Annotated in this window: 15 protein-coding genes; all 15 read right to left on the reverse strand. The window is 70.7% G+C overall.

Annotated elements, in window-relative coordinates:
• Positions 1–27: 27 nt before the first annotated feature.
• Positions 28–2,559 (reverse strand): RelA/SpoT family protein, encoded by a 2,532-nt coding sequence (locus ACIDOF_RS06100; protein ID WP_409004662.1) that lies wholly within the window; start codon positions 2,557–2,559, stop codon positions 28–30.
• A gap of 255 nt (positions 2,560–2,814) precedes the next feature.
• Positions 2,815–3,354 (reverse strand): adenine phosphoribosyltransferase, encoded by a 540-nt coding sequence (locus ACIDOF_RS06105; protein ID WP_409004664.1) that lies wholly within the window; start codon positions 3,352–3,354, stop codon positions 2,815–2,817.
• Positions 3,351–4,481 (reverse strand): protein translocase subunit SecF, encoded by a 1,131-nt coding sequence (gene secF, locus ACIDOF_RS06110; RefSeq protein ID WP_409004665.1) that lies wholly within the window; start codon positions 4,479–4,481, stop codon positions 3,351–3,353. The genes ACIDOF_RS06105 and secF overlap by 4 nt, the downstream gene beginning before the upstream one ends.
• A 1-nt stretch (position 4,482) precedes the next feature.
• The gene (secD, locus tag ACIDOF_RS06115; protein ID WP_409004666.1) at positions 4,483–6,234 is read right to left on the reverse strand and encodes a protein translocase subunit SecD; all 1,752 of its coding nucleotides are present in this window, start codon (positions 6,232–6,234) and stop codon (positions 4,483–4,485) included.
• 144 nt (positions 6,235–6,378) lie between these two features.
• Positions 6,379–6,903 carry a preprotein translocase subunit YajC gene (gene yajC, locus ACIDOF_RS06120; protein WP_409004667.1) on the reverse strand — a complete coding sequence of 175 codons (525 nt, stop codon included), beginning with the start codon at positions 6,901–6,903 and terminating at the stop codon, positions 6,379–6,381.
• A gap of 164 nt (positions 6,904–7,067) precedes the next feature.
• Entirely contained in the window at positions 7,068–8,144 is a 1,077-nt protein-coding gene (gene ruvB, locus ACIDOF_RS06125; RefSeq protein ID WP_409004668.1) for a Holliday junction branch migration DNA helicase RuvB, read from the reverse strand.
• A 112-nt stretch (positions 8,145–8,256) separates the two neighbouring features.
• Positions 8,257–8,868 carry a Holliday junction branch migration protein RuvA gene (gene ruvA, locus ACIDOF_RS06130; RefSeq protein WP_409004669.1) on the reverse strand — a complete coding sequence of 204 codons (612 nt, stop codon included), beginning with the start codon at positions 8,866–8,868 and terminating at the stop codon, positions 8,257–8,259.
• Complete coding sequence (gene ruvC / locus ACIDOF_RS06135) at positions 8,865–9,407, reverse strand: crossover junction endodeoxyribonuclease RuvC (protein ID WP_409004670.1); 543 nt, start codon at positions 9,405–9,407, stop codon at positions 8,865–8,867. The genes ruvA and ruvC overlap by 4 nt, the downstream gene beginning before the upstream one ends.
• A gap of 141 nt (positions 9,408–9,548) precedes the next feature.
• Positions 9,549–10,301: a YebC/PmpR family DNA-binding transcriptional regulator gene (locus ACIDOF_RS06140; RefSeq protein ID WP_409004671.1), complete on the reverse strand. Its 753-nt coding sequence runs from the start codon at positions 10,299–10,301 to the stop codon at positions 9,549–9,551.
• A gap of 48 nt (positions 10,302–10,349) precedes the next feature.
• Complete coding sequence (gene pdxT, locus ACIDOF_RS06145) at positions 10,350–10,949, reverse strand: pyridoxal 5'-phosphate synthase glutaminase subunit PdxT (protein ID WP_409004672.1); 600 nt, start codon at positions 10,947–10,949, stop codon at positions 10,350–10,352.
• 5 nt (positions 10,950–10,954) lie between these two features.
• Positions 10,955–11,881 (reverse strand): pyridoxal 5'-phosphate synthase lyase subunit PdxS, encoded by a 927-nt coding sequence (pdxS, locus tag ACIDOF_RS06150; protein ID WP_409004673.1) that lies wholly within the window; start codon positions 11,879–11,881, stop codon positions 10,955–10,957.
• Positions 11,882–12,043: 162 nt separating this feature from the next.
• Positions 12,044–12,589 (reverse strand): hypothetical protein, encoded by a 546-nt coding sequence (locus tag ACIDOF_RS06155; RefSeq protein ID WP_409004674.1) that lies wholly within the window; start codon positions 12,587–12,589, stop codon positions 12,044–12,046.
• Positions 12,590–12,661: 72 nt separating this feature from the next.
• Positions 12,662–13,843: a glycosyltransferase family 4 protein gene (locus ACIDOF_RS06160; RefSeq protein ID WP_409004675.1), complete on the reverse strand. Its 1,182-nt coding sequence runs from the start codon at positions 13,841–13,843 to the stop codon at positions 12,662–12,664.
• Positions 13,840–14,775 (reverse strand): phosphatidylinositol mannoside acyltransferase, encoded by a 936-nt coding sequence (locus ACIDOF_RS06165; RefSeq protein ID WP_409004676.1) that lies wholly within the window; start codon positions 14,773–14,775, stop codon positions 13,840–13,842. The genes ACIDOF_RS06160 and ACIDOF_RS06165 overlap by 4 nt, the downstream gene beginning before the upstream one ends.
• Positions 14,772–15,557 carry a phosphatidylinositol phosphate synthase gene (gene pgsA, locus ACIDOF_RS06170; protein ID WP_409004677.1) on the reverse strand — a complete coding sequence of 262 codons (786 nt, stop codon included), beginning with the start codon at positions 15,555–15,557 and terminating at the stop codon, positions 14,772–14,774. Before pgsA ends, ACIDOF_RS06165 begins: the two co-directional genes overlap by 4 nt.
• Positions 15,558–15,585: the final 28 nt, after the last annotated feature.

Raw genomic sequence — 15,585 nt, forward strand, 5'->3', positions numbered from 1 at the left:
CGTACGGGAGCCCCTTTCGCGTACGGCTTATGGTCTGCGGGCCGACGTCACCCGGTACACGTCGTAGACGCCCTCGACTCCTCGGACCGCCTTGAGGACGTGGCCCAGGTGCTTGGGGTCGCCCATCTCGAAAGTGAAGCGGGACGTGGCGACGCGGTCGCGGGAGGTCTGGACGGCCGCCGACAGGATGTTGACGTGCTGGTCGGAGAGGACGCGGGTGACGTCCGAAAGGAGCCGGGAGCGGTCCAGGGCCTCGACCTGGATGGCGACGAGGAACACCGAGGACTGCGTGGGCGCCCACTCGACCTCGAGGATCCGCTCGGGCTGCTGCGACAGCGAGTCGACGTTGACGCAGTCCGCGCGGTGCACGGAGACGCCGCTGCCGCGGGTGACGAAGCCGATGATGGGGTCGCCCGGCACCGGCGTGCAGCAGCGGGCCAGCTTGACCCACACGTCCTCGACGCCCTTGACCATCACGCCCGGATCGGCGTTCGAGCGGCGCTTGCTGCGGCCGCGGACCGGGGTGGCGGTCTCGGCGATGTCCTCGCCGGCCTCCTCCGCGCCGCCGAGGGCCTGCACCAGCTTCTGCACGACGCTCTGCGCGGTGACATGGCCCTCGCCGATCGCCGCGTACAGCGAGGAGATGTCCGGGTAGCGCATCTCGTGCGCCAGCGTGACGAGGGAGTCGCCGGTGAGGATGCGCTGGATCGGCAGGTTCTGCTTGCGCATCGCGCGGGCGATGGCGTCCTTGCCCTGCTCGATCGCCTCGTCGCGGCGCTCCTTGGAGAACCAGGCGCGGATCTTGTTGCGCGCCCGGGGCGACTTGACGAAGCCCAGCCAGTCCCGGGACGGGCCCGCGCCGGGCGCCTTGGAGGTGAAGACCTCCACCAAGTCCCCGTTGTCCAGGGTGGATTCGAGGGGGACGAGCCGGCCGTTGACCCGGGCTCCTATGGTGCGGTGGCCCACCTCCGTGTGCACCGCGTACGCGAAGTCCACCGGGGTCGCGCCCGCCGGGAGCGCTATGACGTCGCCCTTCGGCGTGAAGACGAAGACTTCGTTGCGCGAGAGGTCGAAGCGCAGGGACTCCAGGAACTCGCCCGGGTCCTCGGTCTCCTTCTGCCAGTCGAGGAGTTGGCGCAGCCACGCCATGTCGTTGAGGTGGTCGTCCTTGCCGCCGCTCTTCGGGGCGTCCGAGCGCACCTTGGAGGCGCCGGCGACGGCCTCCTGCTTGTACTTCCAGTGGGCCGCGATGCCGTACTCGGCGCGGCGGTGCATGTCGAACGTGCGGATCTGCAGCTCGACGGGCTTGCCGTTGGGGCCGATCACCGTGGTGTGCAGCGACTGGTACATGTTGAACTTGGGCATCGCGATGTAGTCCTTGAACCGGCCGGGGACCGGGTTCCATCGCGCATGCACCGTGCCCAGGGCCGCGTAGCAGTCGCGGACCGTGTCGACCAGGACGCGGATGCCCACCAGGTCGTAGATCTCCGCGAAGTCACGGCCGCGGACGATCATCTTCTGGTAGACGCTGTAGTAGTGCTTCGGGCGGCCGGTGACGGTGGCCTTGATGCGGGCGGCGCGCAGGTCGGCCTGGACCTCGTCGGTCACTATGGCCAGGTATTCGTCGCGCTTGGGGGCCCGCTCGGCGACGAGGCGGACGATCTCGTCGTACATCTTCGGGTAGAGGATCGCGAAGGCGAGGTCCTCCAGCTCCCACTTGATGGTGTTCATGCCCAGGCGGTGGGCGAGCGGAGCGTAGATCTCCAGCGTCTCGCGGGCCTTCTTCTCTTGCTTCTCGCGCTTGAGGTACCGCATCGTGCGCATGTTGTGCAGGCGGTCGGCGAGCTTGATGACCAGGACGCGGGGGTCCTTGGCCATGGCGACGACCATCTTGCGGACCGTCTCGGCCTGCGCGGCCTCGCCGAACTTGACCTTGTCCAGCTTGGTGACGCCGTCGACGAGCAGCGCGACCTGGTCGCCGAAGTCCCGGCGCAGGGTGTCCAGGCCGTACTCGGTGTCCTCGACCGTGTCGTGCAGCAGGCCCGCCATCAGCGTCGCCGGGTCCATGCCGAGCTCGGCGAGGATCGTCGTGACGGCGAGGGGATGCGTGATGTACGGGTCGCCGCTCTTGCGCTTCTGGCCGCGGTGCCAGCGCTCGGCGACCTGGTAGGCCCGCTCGATCTGGCGGAGCGTCGACGTCTCGATCTTCGGGTCGTTGCTCCGCACTATCCGCAGCAGCGGTTCGAGCACCGGGTTGTACGGATTCGAGCGCTGCACGCCGAGGCGGGCGAGGCGGGCTCGTACGCGATTGGAGCTGGCGGAGCGCGACTGGTTCGCGGCAGCCGGGCGCATCGCCGGGGCCGGGTTCGCGGCGCTCTTGGCGGGCGGCGCGGGCTTCGGCGCGGGGCGGGGCTTTTCGGCCACGGGGTCGCTCTTCGGCTGGGGCGCCTGCTTCGTCTCGCGCTCGGCGGGCGTGACAGCGGGCGCCGCGGCCGACTCGGCCGGCTGGTCGGGCCCCGGCTGCGCGGCGGCGAGTGGCTGACGGGCCTCGTCTGGCAAGAGTGCTCCTCATGCAGGGTCCGGCCCCCCGATCAGGTCCGGACTGCCATGGTATCGATCCTTGCGCTCGGGCTCGTGCCGACTGTGGACAACCCTCCTCGGGGGCTGTGGAAAACCGGTTCTCCGGCGGGCAGGCACGAGGGGCGAGGCCCTGATGGGCATGCGGAAGGGCGGGCGCCCGGCCTGTGCCGGACACCCGCCCCTGGCTCGATCCTGACGGTCCGACCCTCGAACCCGACGGTCGGACCCTCCGCGTCACACGGTGAGCAGCGCCTCCAGCGGGGCGCCCCGCAGCGCGGGCTCGAGACGTGCCCGGCCGCCGAGGAAGCCGAGCTCCATCAGTACGGCGAGGCCCGAGACCTCGGCTCCGGCCCGGCGGATGAGCTCCACCGACGCCTCGGCGGTGCCGCCGGTGGCGAGGACGTCGTCGATGACCAGGACGCGGTCGCCCGCCGCCAGGTCCTCGGCGTGCACCTCGATCTCGGCCTGCCCGTACTCCAATTCGTAGGCCTGCGAGAGCGTCGCTCCCGGGAGCTTGCCCGCCTTGCGGACAGGGATGAAGCCCACGCCGGCGCGGACCGCGACCGGGGCCGCGAGGATGAAGCCACGCGCCTCCAGGCCCACGATCTTCGTCGCCCCCTGCGCGACGCAGAGGTCGGCGAGGGCGCCGGTGAGCGCCGAGAATGCCGTGGGGTCGGCGAGCAGCGGGGTGATGTCCTTGAACATCACCCCGGGCTTCGGGTAGTCCGCGACGTCCCGGATGCGGCTGAGCAGGAGTTCCTTCACGTCGGTCATCGGCGCTTCCCCGAGGGTCGGCCGCGTCCGCGGTTGCGGGACGGCGGCTGCGTGCGGCGCTGGCCCACGACACCGGAGGCGGCGGCCGCCGCGGCGTCCACCGGGGCCAGGTCGCCGGGCTCGTCGTCCTGGCCTGCGGACTCCGACTCGCTCTTGGCGGCGGCCTGCGCGCGCTTGGCGAGCACCCGCTTCTTGAGCGCCTTCATCTGCGGCTCGCGCTCCTTGAGGTCGGCGACGAGCGGCGTGGCGATGAAGATCGAGGAGTACGCACCGGCGGCGAGGCCGACGAACAGCGACAGCGAGATGTCGTTCAGCATGCCGGCGCCGAGGACGCCGCCACCGATGAACAGCAGGCCCGCCACCGGGAGGAGCGCGACCACCGTGGTGTTGATGGAGCGCACCAGGGTGCTGTTGATGGAGAGGTTGGCGACCTCGCTGTAGGTCTGCTTCGTCTGCTTGGTGATGCCCCTCGACTGCTCCTTCAGGGAGTCGAAGACGACGACCGTGTCGTACAGCGAGTAACCGAGGATGGTCAGGAGGCCGATCACCGTGCCCGGGGTGACCTCGAAGCCGACCAGGGCGTACACACCGACGGTGATGGTGATGTCGTGGATCAGGGCGACGAGGGCCGCGACGGCCATGCGCCACTCGAAGGCGATCGCCAGGTAGATCACGCAGAGGATCATGAAGATGCCGAGGCCCATCCAGGCCTTGTTGGCGATCTGCGCGCCCCAACTGGGGCCGACCAGCTCGGCGTTGATGTCGTTCGCCGGGACGCTGAGGTCCGTGGCGAGCTCCGCCTTGATCTGGTCGGACTTCGCGGTGTCGACGCCGCTGACCTGGATCCGGACGCCGCCGTTGCCCAGCTTCTGGACGATGGCCTGGTGGCCGGAGGCCTCTTCGGCGGCTTCCTGGGCCTGCGCGACGGAGGCCTCGGTCTTGGGCGTCGTGAAGACGGCGCCGCCCTTGAACTCGATGCCGAGGTTCAGGCCCTGCACCGCCAGGGCCACGACGGCCGTGATGGTGATGAGGACCGAGACGCCGTACCAGACCTTCCGCTTGCCGATGAAGTCGTAGCCGACTTCGCCGCGGTAGAGCCGGGCGCCGAGGTTGCCGAGCTTCGACATCTCACGCCTCCTTCGGGTCGACGGAGCCGGGCACGTGACGGGTGCGCGAGCGGCGCAGCGGGGGTTTGGCGCCGAGGCGCTTCGGGTCGAGTCCGGACCACGGGTGGCCGTTCGCGAAGAACTTGCGGCGGGCCAGGAGCGTCATCAGCGGCTTGGTGAAGAGGAACACCACGACGACGTCGAGGAGCGTGGTCAGGCCGAGCGTGAACGCGAAGCCCTGCACCTTGCCGACGGTCACGATGAACAGCACCGCAGCGGCCAGGAACGACACGAAGTCGGAGACCAGGATGGTGCGCCGGGCGCGCGGCCAGGCCCGCTCCACGGCGGGGCGCAGGCTGCGGCCCTCGCGGACCTCGTCTCGGACCCGTTCGAAGTACACGATGAACGAGTCGGCCGTGATGCCGATGGCGACGATCGCACCGCAGACCGCCGGCAGGTTCAGCGCGAACCCGATGGCCGGCCCGAGCAGCGACATCAGCGTGTACGTGAGGATGCCGGAGGCGAGGAGGCTGAGCAGGGCGATCAGGGACAGGCCGCGGTAGTAGACCACCAGGTAGACGACGACCAGGGCGAGGCCGATGGCGCCGGCGATCAGACCGGCCTGCAGCTGCTCACCGCCGAGGGCCGCGGTCACCGAGGTGACGCTCTGCTCCTGGAAGGTCAGCGGGAGCGCACCGTACGACAGGATGTTCGCCAGCTCCTGCGCGGACTCCTGGTTGAAGCTGCCGGAGATCTCGGCGCTCTTGCTCAGGGTCTCGCTGACGCTGGGGGCGGAGACGACCTCGCCGTCGAGCACGATGCCGAACTGGTTCTGCGGCGACTGCTGCGTCTTCAGCTGGGTCGTGATCTTCGAGAACTTGTCGGCGCCCTTGCTGTTGAACTTCATCGTGACGATCCACTGGCCACGCTCGTTGATGACCGCCTGGGCGTCGTCGACGTCCTTGCCGTCGACCTCCGCGGGACCGAGGATGTACTTCTCCCACTGGCCGATGGCGTTCTTGCCGCAACCGACCATCGGGTCAGTGGACTTGACGCCCTGCGCCGTCTCGACCCGCTGGTCCTTCTTGGTGCAGTCGAGCGCCATGAACTGCTGCTGCAGCTTCTTCGTGGCCGCGTCGGGCTTCGGCGTCTCGGTGGCCGAGGGCTTCTCGTCGCCCTTGCCCTTCTCGCTCGCCGAGGGAGTCGGGGTGGCGTCGGCCTTCAGCCCGTCGGTGACGGCGCGGCCCTGCGTGGTGGGGCTCGCGGTGGGCGTGGGGCTCTGCTCGCCGCTGCCCGCCTTCGGCTTGTCCTTGCCGGACGCCGAGGGGTCGGGGGTCTTGCTTGCGGAGGGGTCCGGCGTGGGCTTGCCCTCGCTCATCGTCAGGACGGGGCGGAAGTAGAGCTGAGCGGTCGTGCCGACCTGCTCACGCGCCTGCTTCTCGTTGGTGCCCTTGGGGATGTTGACGATGATGTTGCGATCGCCCTGGGTCTGCACCTCCGCCTCGGAGACGCCCAGGCCGTTGACACGGCGCTCGATGATGCCGACCGCGGTGTCCATGTTGGTCTTGTTGATCGCGTTCGGCTTGCCGGGCTCGTTCCTGGCCTCGAGCGTGATGCTCGTACCGCCCGCGAGGTCGATGCCCAGGCGCGGGGTGGTGTGGCCGGAGAAGAACATTCCTCCGGTCAGCGCGACCATGGCGATCAGGATCAGCGCGAGGGCCCGGCCCGGCTTGCCCTGGCCGCTCGGCCTCCGGCCCTTCTTCGGTGCTGCCACCTTGTCGTTTCTCCCTGTCCAACCGCCCGGAACCCGTACACGCGCCGTGGGCGGCCATGAAGTGGTGGGGGGTGAAACCGGACGAAGCGTGCACGACCGAAGGACCGCGGGGCGCTCGGGGCGCTCCGCGGTCCTCGGCGGCGACTACTTCGCGTCGGCCTCGCCGTCGGTCTTCTTCGGCGCGTCCTCGTCCTTCTTCAGGGCGTCGACGTCGGCGTCCTTCGTCAGGTCGTCGTCGGCGTCGGTGTCCTTCTTCAGCGCGTCCTCGTCGGCGTCCTTCTTGCCGAAGTCCACGGGCGACTCGTCGGCGGCGGCCGGCTCGTCGTCCTGGGTCAGGGAGGAGGCGTCGTCGGGCACGACGGGGGTGTCCGACTTCAGGTCGTGGTCGGCGCCGTGGACGATGCGGTTGTACTCCTCGTCGTCGAGGACGGCGCCGATCGCGTTCTTCGCGTAGATCGCGTGGACTCCGGGCGCCACCTCGAGGGTGGCGGTGTCCTCGGTGACCTCCTTGACGACGGCGTACATGCCGCCGATCGTGCGGACGCCGGTGCCGGGCTGCATCTCATTGCGCATCTGCGCCGCCGCCTGCTGCTTCTTCTTGGCGGAGCGCGTCATCAGGAACATGGCCCCGATGAGCACGATGAACGGGAGGAAGGTCACGATATCCACGGGACGTAATTTTCCTTCGCGCGACCGCGCGTTGAGCGGCCTGTGTATTGGGGGTGGGCACGCCGCCCGGGAGGGCGGCATCGGCGGAGTCTAAGCGAGCCCGCGCCTAAGGAACAACGCTCAGCATGGCACTGGGGTTCCTGGGCCCGCGAGCGCCCGCGCCGTCAGCTGCTGAACAGGTCCCCTTGCCCCGTTCCTCCCGTTCCGCCGCCCTGTGGGGGCGTGAGACCGAGGTGGGCCCAGGCCGCGGGGGTGGCTACGCGCCCCCGGGGTGTACGGGCGAGGAGGCCCTCTCTCACGAGGAAGGGCTCGGCGACCTCTTCCACGGTCTCACGTTCCTCCCCCACCGCGACGGACAGCGTCGACAGGCCGACCGGGCCGCCGCCGAACAGCTTGAGCAGGGCTTCGAGGACGGCGCGGTCCAGGCGGTCGAGGCCGCGGTCGTCCACCTCGTACACCTTGAGGGCGGCGGCGGCGATCTCCCGGGTGACGACGCCGTCCGCCTTGACCTGGGCGTAGTCCCGCACGCGGCGCAGCAGGCGGTTGGCGATACGGGGCGTGCCGCGGGAGCGGCCGGCGATCTCCCCGGCGCCGTCGGCGTCGACCGTCACGTCGAGCAGCTCGGCGGACCGTCGGATGACGCGCTCCAGCTCGGCGGGGCCGTAGAACTCCATGTGCGCCGTGAAGCCGAAGCGGTCGCGCAGGGGCGGGGGCAGGAGTCCGGCGCGGGTGGTGGCGCCGACCAGGGTGAACGGCGGGAGTTCGAGCGGGATGGCGGTGGCGCCGGGGCCCTTGCCGACGACGACGTCGACCCGGAAGTCCTCCATCGCCATGTAGAGCATCTCCTCGGCGGGGCGGGACATGCGGTGGATCTCGTCGAGGAAGAGGACCTCGCCCTCCTGCAGGGAGGAGAGGATCGCGGCCAGGTCGCCCGCGTGCTGGATGGCGGGGCCGCTGGTGATGCGGATCGGGGCTTCCATCTCGGCGGCGATGATCATGGAGAGCGTGGTCTTGCCGAGCCCGGGGGCGCCCGAGAGCAGGACATGGTCGGCCGTGGCGCCGCGTTGACGGGCGGCCTTGAGGACGAGGTCGAGCTGCTCGCGCACGCGTTCCTGGCCGACGAACTCGGCCAGGGACTTGGGGCGCAGGGCCGCCTCGACGGCCTGGTCCTCGCCGTCCGCGGCGGCCCCGACGAGGCGGCCGTCGGCGGCGGTGTCGGTCGGTGTGGAGTCCCAGTTCACGGTGGAGGCCTCGGGGTCGTGGGTGCGTTCGTATGACGTGTGCGGGTGCCGGTGCGCGGGCTGGGCGCCCCGGCGGGGGCCGGTTTCGGTGGGCCCCGGCCGGGCCGTCGGGTCAGCGGGCGCGGTTCAGGCTCTGCAGCGCGGCCTTCAGGAGCCGGCCGACCTGCGGGGTGCCCTCGGCGGCCTCGGCCTGCGGGGCCACGGCGGCGACCGCTTCGTCGGCCTCGCGCGTCGCGTACCCGAGGCCGATCAGGGCCGCGTGCAGCTGGTCGCGCCAGCCGGCGGTGACGGCCGTGCCGATGGCGGGGCCGCCGGTGCCGAGGGGTTCGCCGAGGCGGTCCTTCAGTTCGAGGAGGAGCTTCTGGGCGCCCTTCTTGCCGATGCCGGGGACCGCGGTGAGCGCCTTCTCGTCGCCGGAGGAGACGGCCAGGCGCAACGCGTCCGGGCTGTGCACGGCGAGCATGGCCTGGGCCAGGCGCGGGCCGACTCCGCTGGCGGTCTGCAGCAGCTCGAAGGTCTGCCGCTCGTCGTCGTCGGCGAAGCCGTAAAGCGTCAGGGAGTCCTCGCGGACCACCAACGACGTCGCCAGCTTGGCCTGTTGGCCGACGCGCAGGCCGGACAGGGTGCCGGGCGTGCACTGGACGGCCATGCCGATTCCGCCGACCTCGACCACCGCGGAGTCGGGGGCGAGAGCGGCCACGGGTCCGCTGACGAAGGCGATCATGGCGTACGGCCTTTCGATGCTTGCAGGGCTGCCTGTTGCTGAACTGCCTGCTGGAGTCGGTTCTTGGCGGGGGCGCGCCAGATGTGGCAGATGGCGAGGGCCAGGGCGTCCGCGGCGTCCGCGGGCTTGGGCGGGGCGGCGAGCCGCAGGAGTCTGGTGACCATGGCGCCGACCTGGGCCTTGTCCGCCCGGCCGCTGCCGGTGACGGCGGCCTTGACCTCGCTGGGCGTGTGCAGGGCGACGGGGATGCCGCGGCGCGAGGCGCACAGCATCGCGACGGCGCTGGCCTGGGCGGTGCCCATGACCGTACGGACGTTGTGCTGGCTGAACACCCGCTCCACGGCGACGAATTCGGGCCGGTGCTCGTCGAGCCACTGCTCGATGCCCTGCTCGATGGCGACCAGGCGGTGGCCCAACTCCGCGTCCGCGGGCGTACGGACGACTCCCACGCCGCGCATCGTCAGGGGCCGGCCGGCCACGCCCTCGACCACCCCCACGCCACAGCGGGTCAGCCCCGGGTCCACACCGAGCACACGCACGCCGCCCCTCCTTCGCTCAACTGTTTGTGCAGGCTATCGGCTGCCACTGACAACCGGTGCCAAGACGAAGGGCCGACGGGGCGTGTGTCCCGTCGGCCCTTGCCGTGCAGCGGAGTTCGCCGCCCCGCGCGCGATGCGCGATCAGGCGTCGACCTTCTCCATGACCTCGTCGGAGACGTCGAAGTTGGCGAAGACGTTCTGGACGTCGTCGCTGTCCTCGAGGGCGTCGATGAGCTTGAACATCTTCCGCGCGCCCTCCTCGTCCAGCTCGATCTGCATGGTGGGGAGGAAGTTGGCCTCGGCCGAGTCGTAGTCGATGCCGGCCTCCTGGAGCGCGGTGCGGACCGCGACCAGGTCGGTGGCCTCGCTGACGACCTCGAACTTCTCGCCCAGGTCGTTGACCTCTTCGGCGCCCGCGTCCAGGACCGCGCCGAGGACGTCGTCCTCGGTCAGCTCGCCCTTGCTCACGATGACGACGCCCTTGCGGTTGAAGAGGTACGACACCGAGCCCGGGTCGGCCATCGAGCCGCCGTTGCGGGTCATCGCGACGCGGACGTCGGACGCCGCGCGGTTGCGGTTGTCGGTGAGGCACTCGATGTAGACGGCCACGCCGTTGGGGCCGTAGCCCTCGTACATGATCGTCTCGTAGTCGGCGCCGCCGGCCTCGAGGCCGCCGCCGCGCTTGATCGCGGAGTCGATGTTCTTGTTCGGGACCGACTGCTTCTTCGCCTTCTGCACGGCGTCGTAGAGCGTCGGGTTGCCGTCGAGGTCCACGCCGCCCATACGCGCAGCGACCTCGATGTTCTTGATCAGCTTCGCGAAGAGCTTGCCGCGCTTGGCATCGATCACGGCCTTCTTGTGCTTCGTCGTGGCCCATTTAGAGTGGCCGGACATCTGCCTGTCTCCTTCGCGTAACCAATCTCTGTACGAACGACAGAGATCCTACCGGGACCCGGCCGTGTGCTTCTCCCGCACCATCTCCACGAACAGCTCGTGGACCCGGTGGTCCCCGGTCAGCTCGGGGTGGAAGGACGTGGCGAGGGCGTTGCCCTGGCGTACGGCGACGATGTGGCCGTCGTGCTCGGCGATCACCTCGACGGCCGCGCCGACCGACTCGACCCACGGGGCGCGGATGAAGACGCCCTCGACGCCGCCGATGCCGGTCACGTCGACGGTCGCCTCGAAGGACTCGTTCTGCCGCCCGAAGGCGTTGCGGCGCACGATCATGTCGATGCCGCCGAACGTCTCCTGGCCGGAGCGCGGGTCGAGGATCTTGTCGGCGAGCATGATCAGGCCGGCGCAGCTGCCGTAGACCGGCATGCCGCCCCGGATCCGCTCGCGCAGCGGCTCGGCGAGGCCGAAGAGGTTCGCGAGCTTGGAGATCGTGGTGGACTCGCCGCCGGGGACGACGAGCCCGTCGACCTCGGCCAGCTCTTCGGGGCGCCGCACCGGCCTGGCCACGGCGTCGGCCGCGGCCAGGGCGATGAGGTGCTCCCGTACGTCGCCCTGGAGTGCCAGGACGCCGATCACAGGGGTGTTCATGGGTGTTACCAGCCGCGCTTCGCGTAACGCTCCGTCTCGGGGAGCTCGTCGCAGTTGATGCCGACCATGGCCTCGCCGAGGTTGCGGGAGGCGTCGGCGATGATCTTCGGGTCGTCGTAGAAGGTGGTGGCCTTCACGATGGCGGCGGCGCGCTTGGCCGGGTCGCCGGACTTGAAGATGCCGGAGCCGACGAAGACGCCCTCGGCGCCGAGCTGACGCATCAGGGCGGCGTCGGCCGGGGTGGCCACGCCACCGGCGGAGAACAGCACGACCGGCAGCTTGCCGAGCTCGGCGACCTCCTTGACGAGCTCGTACGGGGCGCGCAGCTCCTTGGCGGCGGCGTACAGCTCGTTGTTGTCGTAGCCGCGCAGGCGGGCGATCTCGTTCTTGATCTGGCGCATGTGGCGGACGGCCTCGACGACGTTGCCCGTGCCGGCCTCGCCCTTCGAGCGGATCATGGCCGCGCCCTCGGCGATGCGGCGCAGGGCCTCGCCCAGGTTGGTGGCGCCGCAGACGAAGGGGGTGGTGAAGGCGAACTTGTCGCTGTGGTTGACCTCGTCGGCCGGAGTCAGCACCTCGGACTCGTCGATGTAGTCCACGCCGAGGGACTGCAGGACCTGGGCCTCGACGAAGTGGCCGATGCGGGACTTGGCCATCACCGGGATCGAGACGGCGTCGATGATGCCCTCGATCATGTCCGGGTCGGACATCCGGGCCACGCCGCCGTCCTTGCGGATGTCGGCCGGCACGCGCTCCAGGGCCATGACGGCGACGGCGCCCGCGTCCTCGGCGATCTTCGCCTGCTCCGGGGTGACCACGTCCATGATCACGCCACCCTTGAGCTGCTCGGCCATGCCGCGCTTCACGCGCGCGGTGCCGGTGGCCGGGGCGTCGGTGGCCTGCTGGGTGCTGGTGGTGGGCGTGCTGGACACGGATGACCTCACTGGCGGGAAGGGGAATCTTGCTCCTCAGAGCCAACCGTCCACTTCAGGCCACAACAAGGGCCAATGGTGAGCCGGTGGCTCATTTTTCCCGGAGAGCGACAAAGGCGGAGGTCACGACGGGTGTGCCTACGCTGCGCCCGCGTGCGCGTCCTACGAGTTCGCCCGGTCCGCCAGCGCCGTCGGGGGCTCGTCGTCCATCTCGAAGGCCATCGGGAACGGCGCGTGCCCGGCGAGCCGGAACCATCTCACCTTGCGGTGCCGGCGCAGGGCGCGGGCCGCGCGTACGGCGTCGTTGTGGAAGCGGCGGGCCATGGGCACCCGGCGTACGGCCTGGGACAGTTCGCTCGCGGCGTCCTCGCCGCCGGGGGCCTCGCGCACCACGTCGACCTGGCCGGGCTCCGCGAAGATCGCCCGCAGGGCCTGGCTGAGTTCGCTCTCGGCGACCTCGCGGTGCTCCTCCTCCGCCTGCCGGGCCGCGTGCGCCGCCTCGTACAGCACGATCGACGCGGCCGGGTCGAGCACGCCGGACGTGGCGAGCTCCTGGGCGACCGACGCTCTGCGCAGCAGCTGCGCGTCGAGGGCGGCGCGGGCGGCGTCGATGCGCGCGTGCAGCCGGTCGAGTCGGCCGGCCGTCCAGCTCAGGTAGAGGCCGATCGCGAAGAAGGCCACCGCGATCCAGATCAGTGTGGAGGTCACGGGCGGAAGGCTACCCGTGGGCACCGACAGTGCCGGAGCCAGCCGCCCGCCCGCCGCCCGTGCGGAATCGCGTCAGTCCCGTGCGGGGTCGCGTGAGTCCCGCGCGAGGCCGAACCGGGCGCGCAGGCCGGTGCGTTCGTCGGTGGCCACGGAGGCCGCGCCGTCCGTCACCGTCTCGTAGACGGCGAGGATGTCGGCCCCGACCGTCGACCAGTCGAAGCGGCGTACGTGGGCGCTGCCGCGCTCGCGCAGCTCCTCCCGGCGCGCGGGTGCGCCGAGGAGGCGCACGGCCGCGTCGGCCAGCGCGTCGGCGTTCTCGTTGGCGAACAGCTCGCCGGCCGCGCCCTGGTCGAGGACCTGCGCGAAGGCGTCCAGGTCGGAGGCGAGCACGGGCGCGCCCGCGGAGAGGGCCTCGACGAGGATGATCCCGAAGCTCTCGCCGCCGGTGTTGGGCGCCACGTACACGTCGACGCTGCGCAGCAGCCGGGCCTTGTCCTCGTCGCTGACCATGCCGAGGAACTCCACGCGCGAGCGCATGTCGAGCGGCAGCGTCGCGACGGCCTCCTCCTCGTCGCCGCGGCCCGCCACCAGGAGTCGCGTCTGCGGGCGCTCCTCGAGGATCCGGGGCAGCGCCTTCATCAGGACGGGCAGGCCCTTGCGCGGTTCGTCGATGCGCCCGATGAAGCCGATCGTGTCGCCCTGCCACTCCGGCTTCGGCTCGGCCTTCGCGAAGAAGTCGACGTCGACGCCGTTGGGGATGGTGACCGCGTCGCCGCCGAGGTGCTCGACCAGGGTCCGGCGCGCGTACTCGCTGACCGCGATCCGCGCGCTGATCTTCTCAAGGGCGGGCTGCAGGATCGGGTACGCGGCGATCATCGCGCGCGAGCGCGGGTTGGACGTGTGGAACGTGGCGACGATCGGCCCCTGCGCGGCCCAGCAGGTCAGCAGGCCCAGGGAGGGCGAGGCCGGTTCGTGGATGTGGATGACGTCGAAGGTGCCGTCGTGCAGCCACCGGCGCACCCGCGCCGCCGACAAAAACCCGAAGTTGAGCCGCGCCACCGAGCCGTTGTACGGCACCGGCACCGCGCGCCCCGCGGAGACCACGTACGGCGGGAGCGGGGTGTCGTCGTCGGCGGGGGCGAGGACGGAGACCTCGTGGCCCCAGCGGATGAGGTGCTCGGCGAGGTCGCGGATGTGGAACTGGACGCCGCCCGGCACGTCCCAGGAGTACGGGCAGACGATGCCGATCCTCACTCGGTCACCTCTGCCGCGGACCCGTTCGGCGCCTTGGCCGGGTCCAGGTCGTCGAGCCACAGTCGTTGCAGCATGTGCCAGTCCTCCGGATGGTCGGCGATACCGGTGGCGAAGGCGTCGGCCAGCGCCTGTGTCATCACAGACGTCTTTTCGGCCCGGGTGCCTGTCTCCGGTACGTCGATGGGCGGATGGACCCGGCCCTGCATGACGTCGCTCTCGTCGTACCAGAGAGTGACGGGCAGGAGCAGTGCGCCGGTCTGCTGGGCGAGGATCGCGGGGCCCGCGGGCATGCGCGTGGTGTCGCCGAAGAACTTGACCTCGACGCCGGACGCCGACAGGTCCCGGTCGGCGACCAGGCAGACCAGGCCGCCGGCGCGGAGCCTGCGGGCGAGGGTGCCGAAGGCGGAGCCGCCGGTGTGCGGGAGCACCTCCATGCCGAGGCTGCTGCGGTAGGCCACGAAACGGTCGTACAGGGACTCCGGCTTGAGGCGTTCCTGGACGGTGGTGAACGGGGTCTCCAGCTTGGTGGTGACCCAGGCGCCGGCGAGGTCCCAGTTGGCGAGGTGCGGCAGGGCGAGGATCACGCCCTTGTCGGAGGCCAGACCGTCCGTCAGGTAGTGCACGTCCTTGGGCGTGAAGCCGTTCCTGATGCGGTCCTTGCTCCAGGCCGGCAGCCGGAAGGACTCCATCCAGTAGCGCATGTACGAGCGCATGCCGGCCTTGGACAGGGCGGCAAGGCGCTCGGGGCTCGCGTCGGGCACCACGCGCGCGTAGTTCGCCTCCAGGCGCTGGACGCCCTTGCCGCGGCGCTTCCAGGCGACGTCGGCGATGGTGCGGCCCAGGCGGACGGCGGCGGGCTCGGGGAGCTTCTTCACCGCGGACCAGCCGAGCCCGTACAGGGCGTCGGTGAGTTTCTCCTTGGCGTTGCTCATGACGTGGCCTCGCTCCCCCGTGCCTCGCTGCCGCTCGGCTCTGCCTCTGCTGTGCCGGATTTCGTCGCGCCGGTGCCGGTTTTCGCGGAGCTCGCTGTGCCGGTTTCGGCCGAGCCCGCTGAGCCGGTCTTCGTCTCTTCCATGGTCGCCGCGGCATCGGCCTCCGCGGACTCCCGGCGTACGGTCACCACGCGCTGGCCGAGGGTCACGGCGCTGCCGACGGCGACGATCCACAGGGCGATCGGCAGCAGGACGTCGATGCCCGGCACCCCGAACGCGTGCAGCCCCGCGAGGCCGGCCGCCACCAGGGAGATCACGAGCCGCTCGGCCCGCTCGATCAGGCCGTTCACGGCGACGGGCAGCCCGATCGACTCACCGCGCGCCTTCGTGTACGAGACGACCTGCCCGCTGGCCAGGCAGAAGATGGAGACCGCGCACATCATGTCGCTGTCGCCCCGGCCCGCGTACCAGAGCGCGAAGCCGCCGAAGATCGCGCCGTCGGCGACCCGGTCGAGCGTGGAGTCGAGGAAGGCGCCCCAGCGGCTGGAGATGCCGGCCTGCCGGGCCATGTTCCCGTCGACCAGGTCGGAGAACACGAACAGCGTGATGACGATCGTGCCCCAGAAGAACTCGCCCCGGGGGAAGAAGACCAGGGCGCCCGCCACGACGCCCGCCGTGCCGATCAGCGTGACCGCGTCCGGGCTCACTCCCCGGCGGAGCAGGAACGCGGCGAACGGTGTGAGGACACGCGTGAAAAACGCACGCGCGTACTTGTTCAGCATGGCCTTGAAGCCTTCCCAAGGGGAGTGG

The sequence above is a fragment of the Streptomyces sp. Da 82-17 genome (assembly GCF_046098215.1).
Lineage (GTDB): Bacteria > Actinomycetota > Actinomycetes > Streptomycetales > Streptomycetaceae > Streptomyces.

Bases quoted from the DNA above. Each gene is read 5' to 3' on its own strand.
- ACIDOF_RS06105 (WP_409004664.1), bottom strand. From the start codon at position 3,354: ATGACCGACGTGAAGGAACTCCTGCTCAGCCGCATCCGGGACGTCGCG.
- secF (WP_409004665.1), bottom strand. From the start codon at position 4,481: ATGTCGAAGCTCGGCAACCTCGGCGCCCGGCTCTACCGCGGCGAAGTC.
- ruvA (WP_409004669.1), bottom strand. From the start codon at position 8,868: ATGATCGCCTTCGTCAGCGGACCCGTGGCCGCTCTCGCCCCCGACTCC.
- ACIDOF_RS06140 (WP_409004671.1), bottom strand. From the start codon at position 10,301: ATGTCCGGCCACTCTAAATGGGCCACGACGAAGCACAAGAAGGCCGTG.
- pdxT (WP_409004672.1), bottom strand. From the start codon at position 10,949: ATGAACACCCCTGTGATCGGCGTCCTGGCACTCCAGGGCGACGTACGG.
- ACIDOF_RS06165 (WP_409004676.1), bottom strand. From the start codon at position 14,775: ATGAGCAACGCCAAGGAGAAACTCACCGACGCCCTGTACGGGCTCGGC.
- pgsA (WP_409004677.1), bottom strand. From the start codon at position 15,557: ATGCTGAACAAGTACGCGCGTGCGTTTTTCACGCGTGTCCTCACACCG.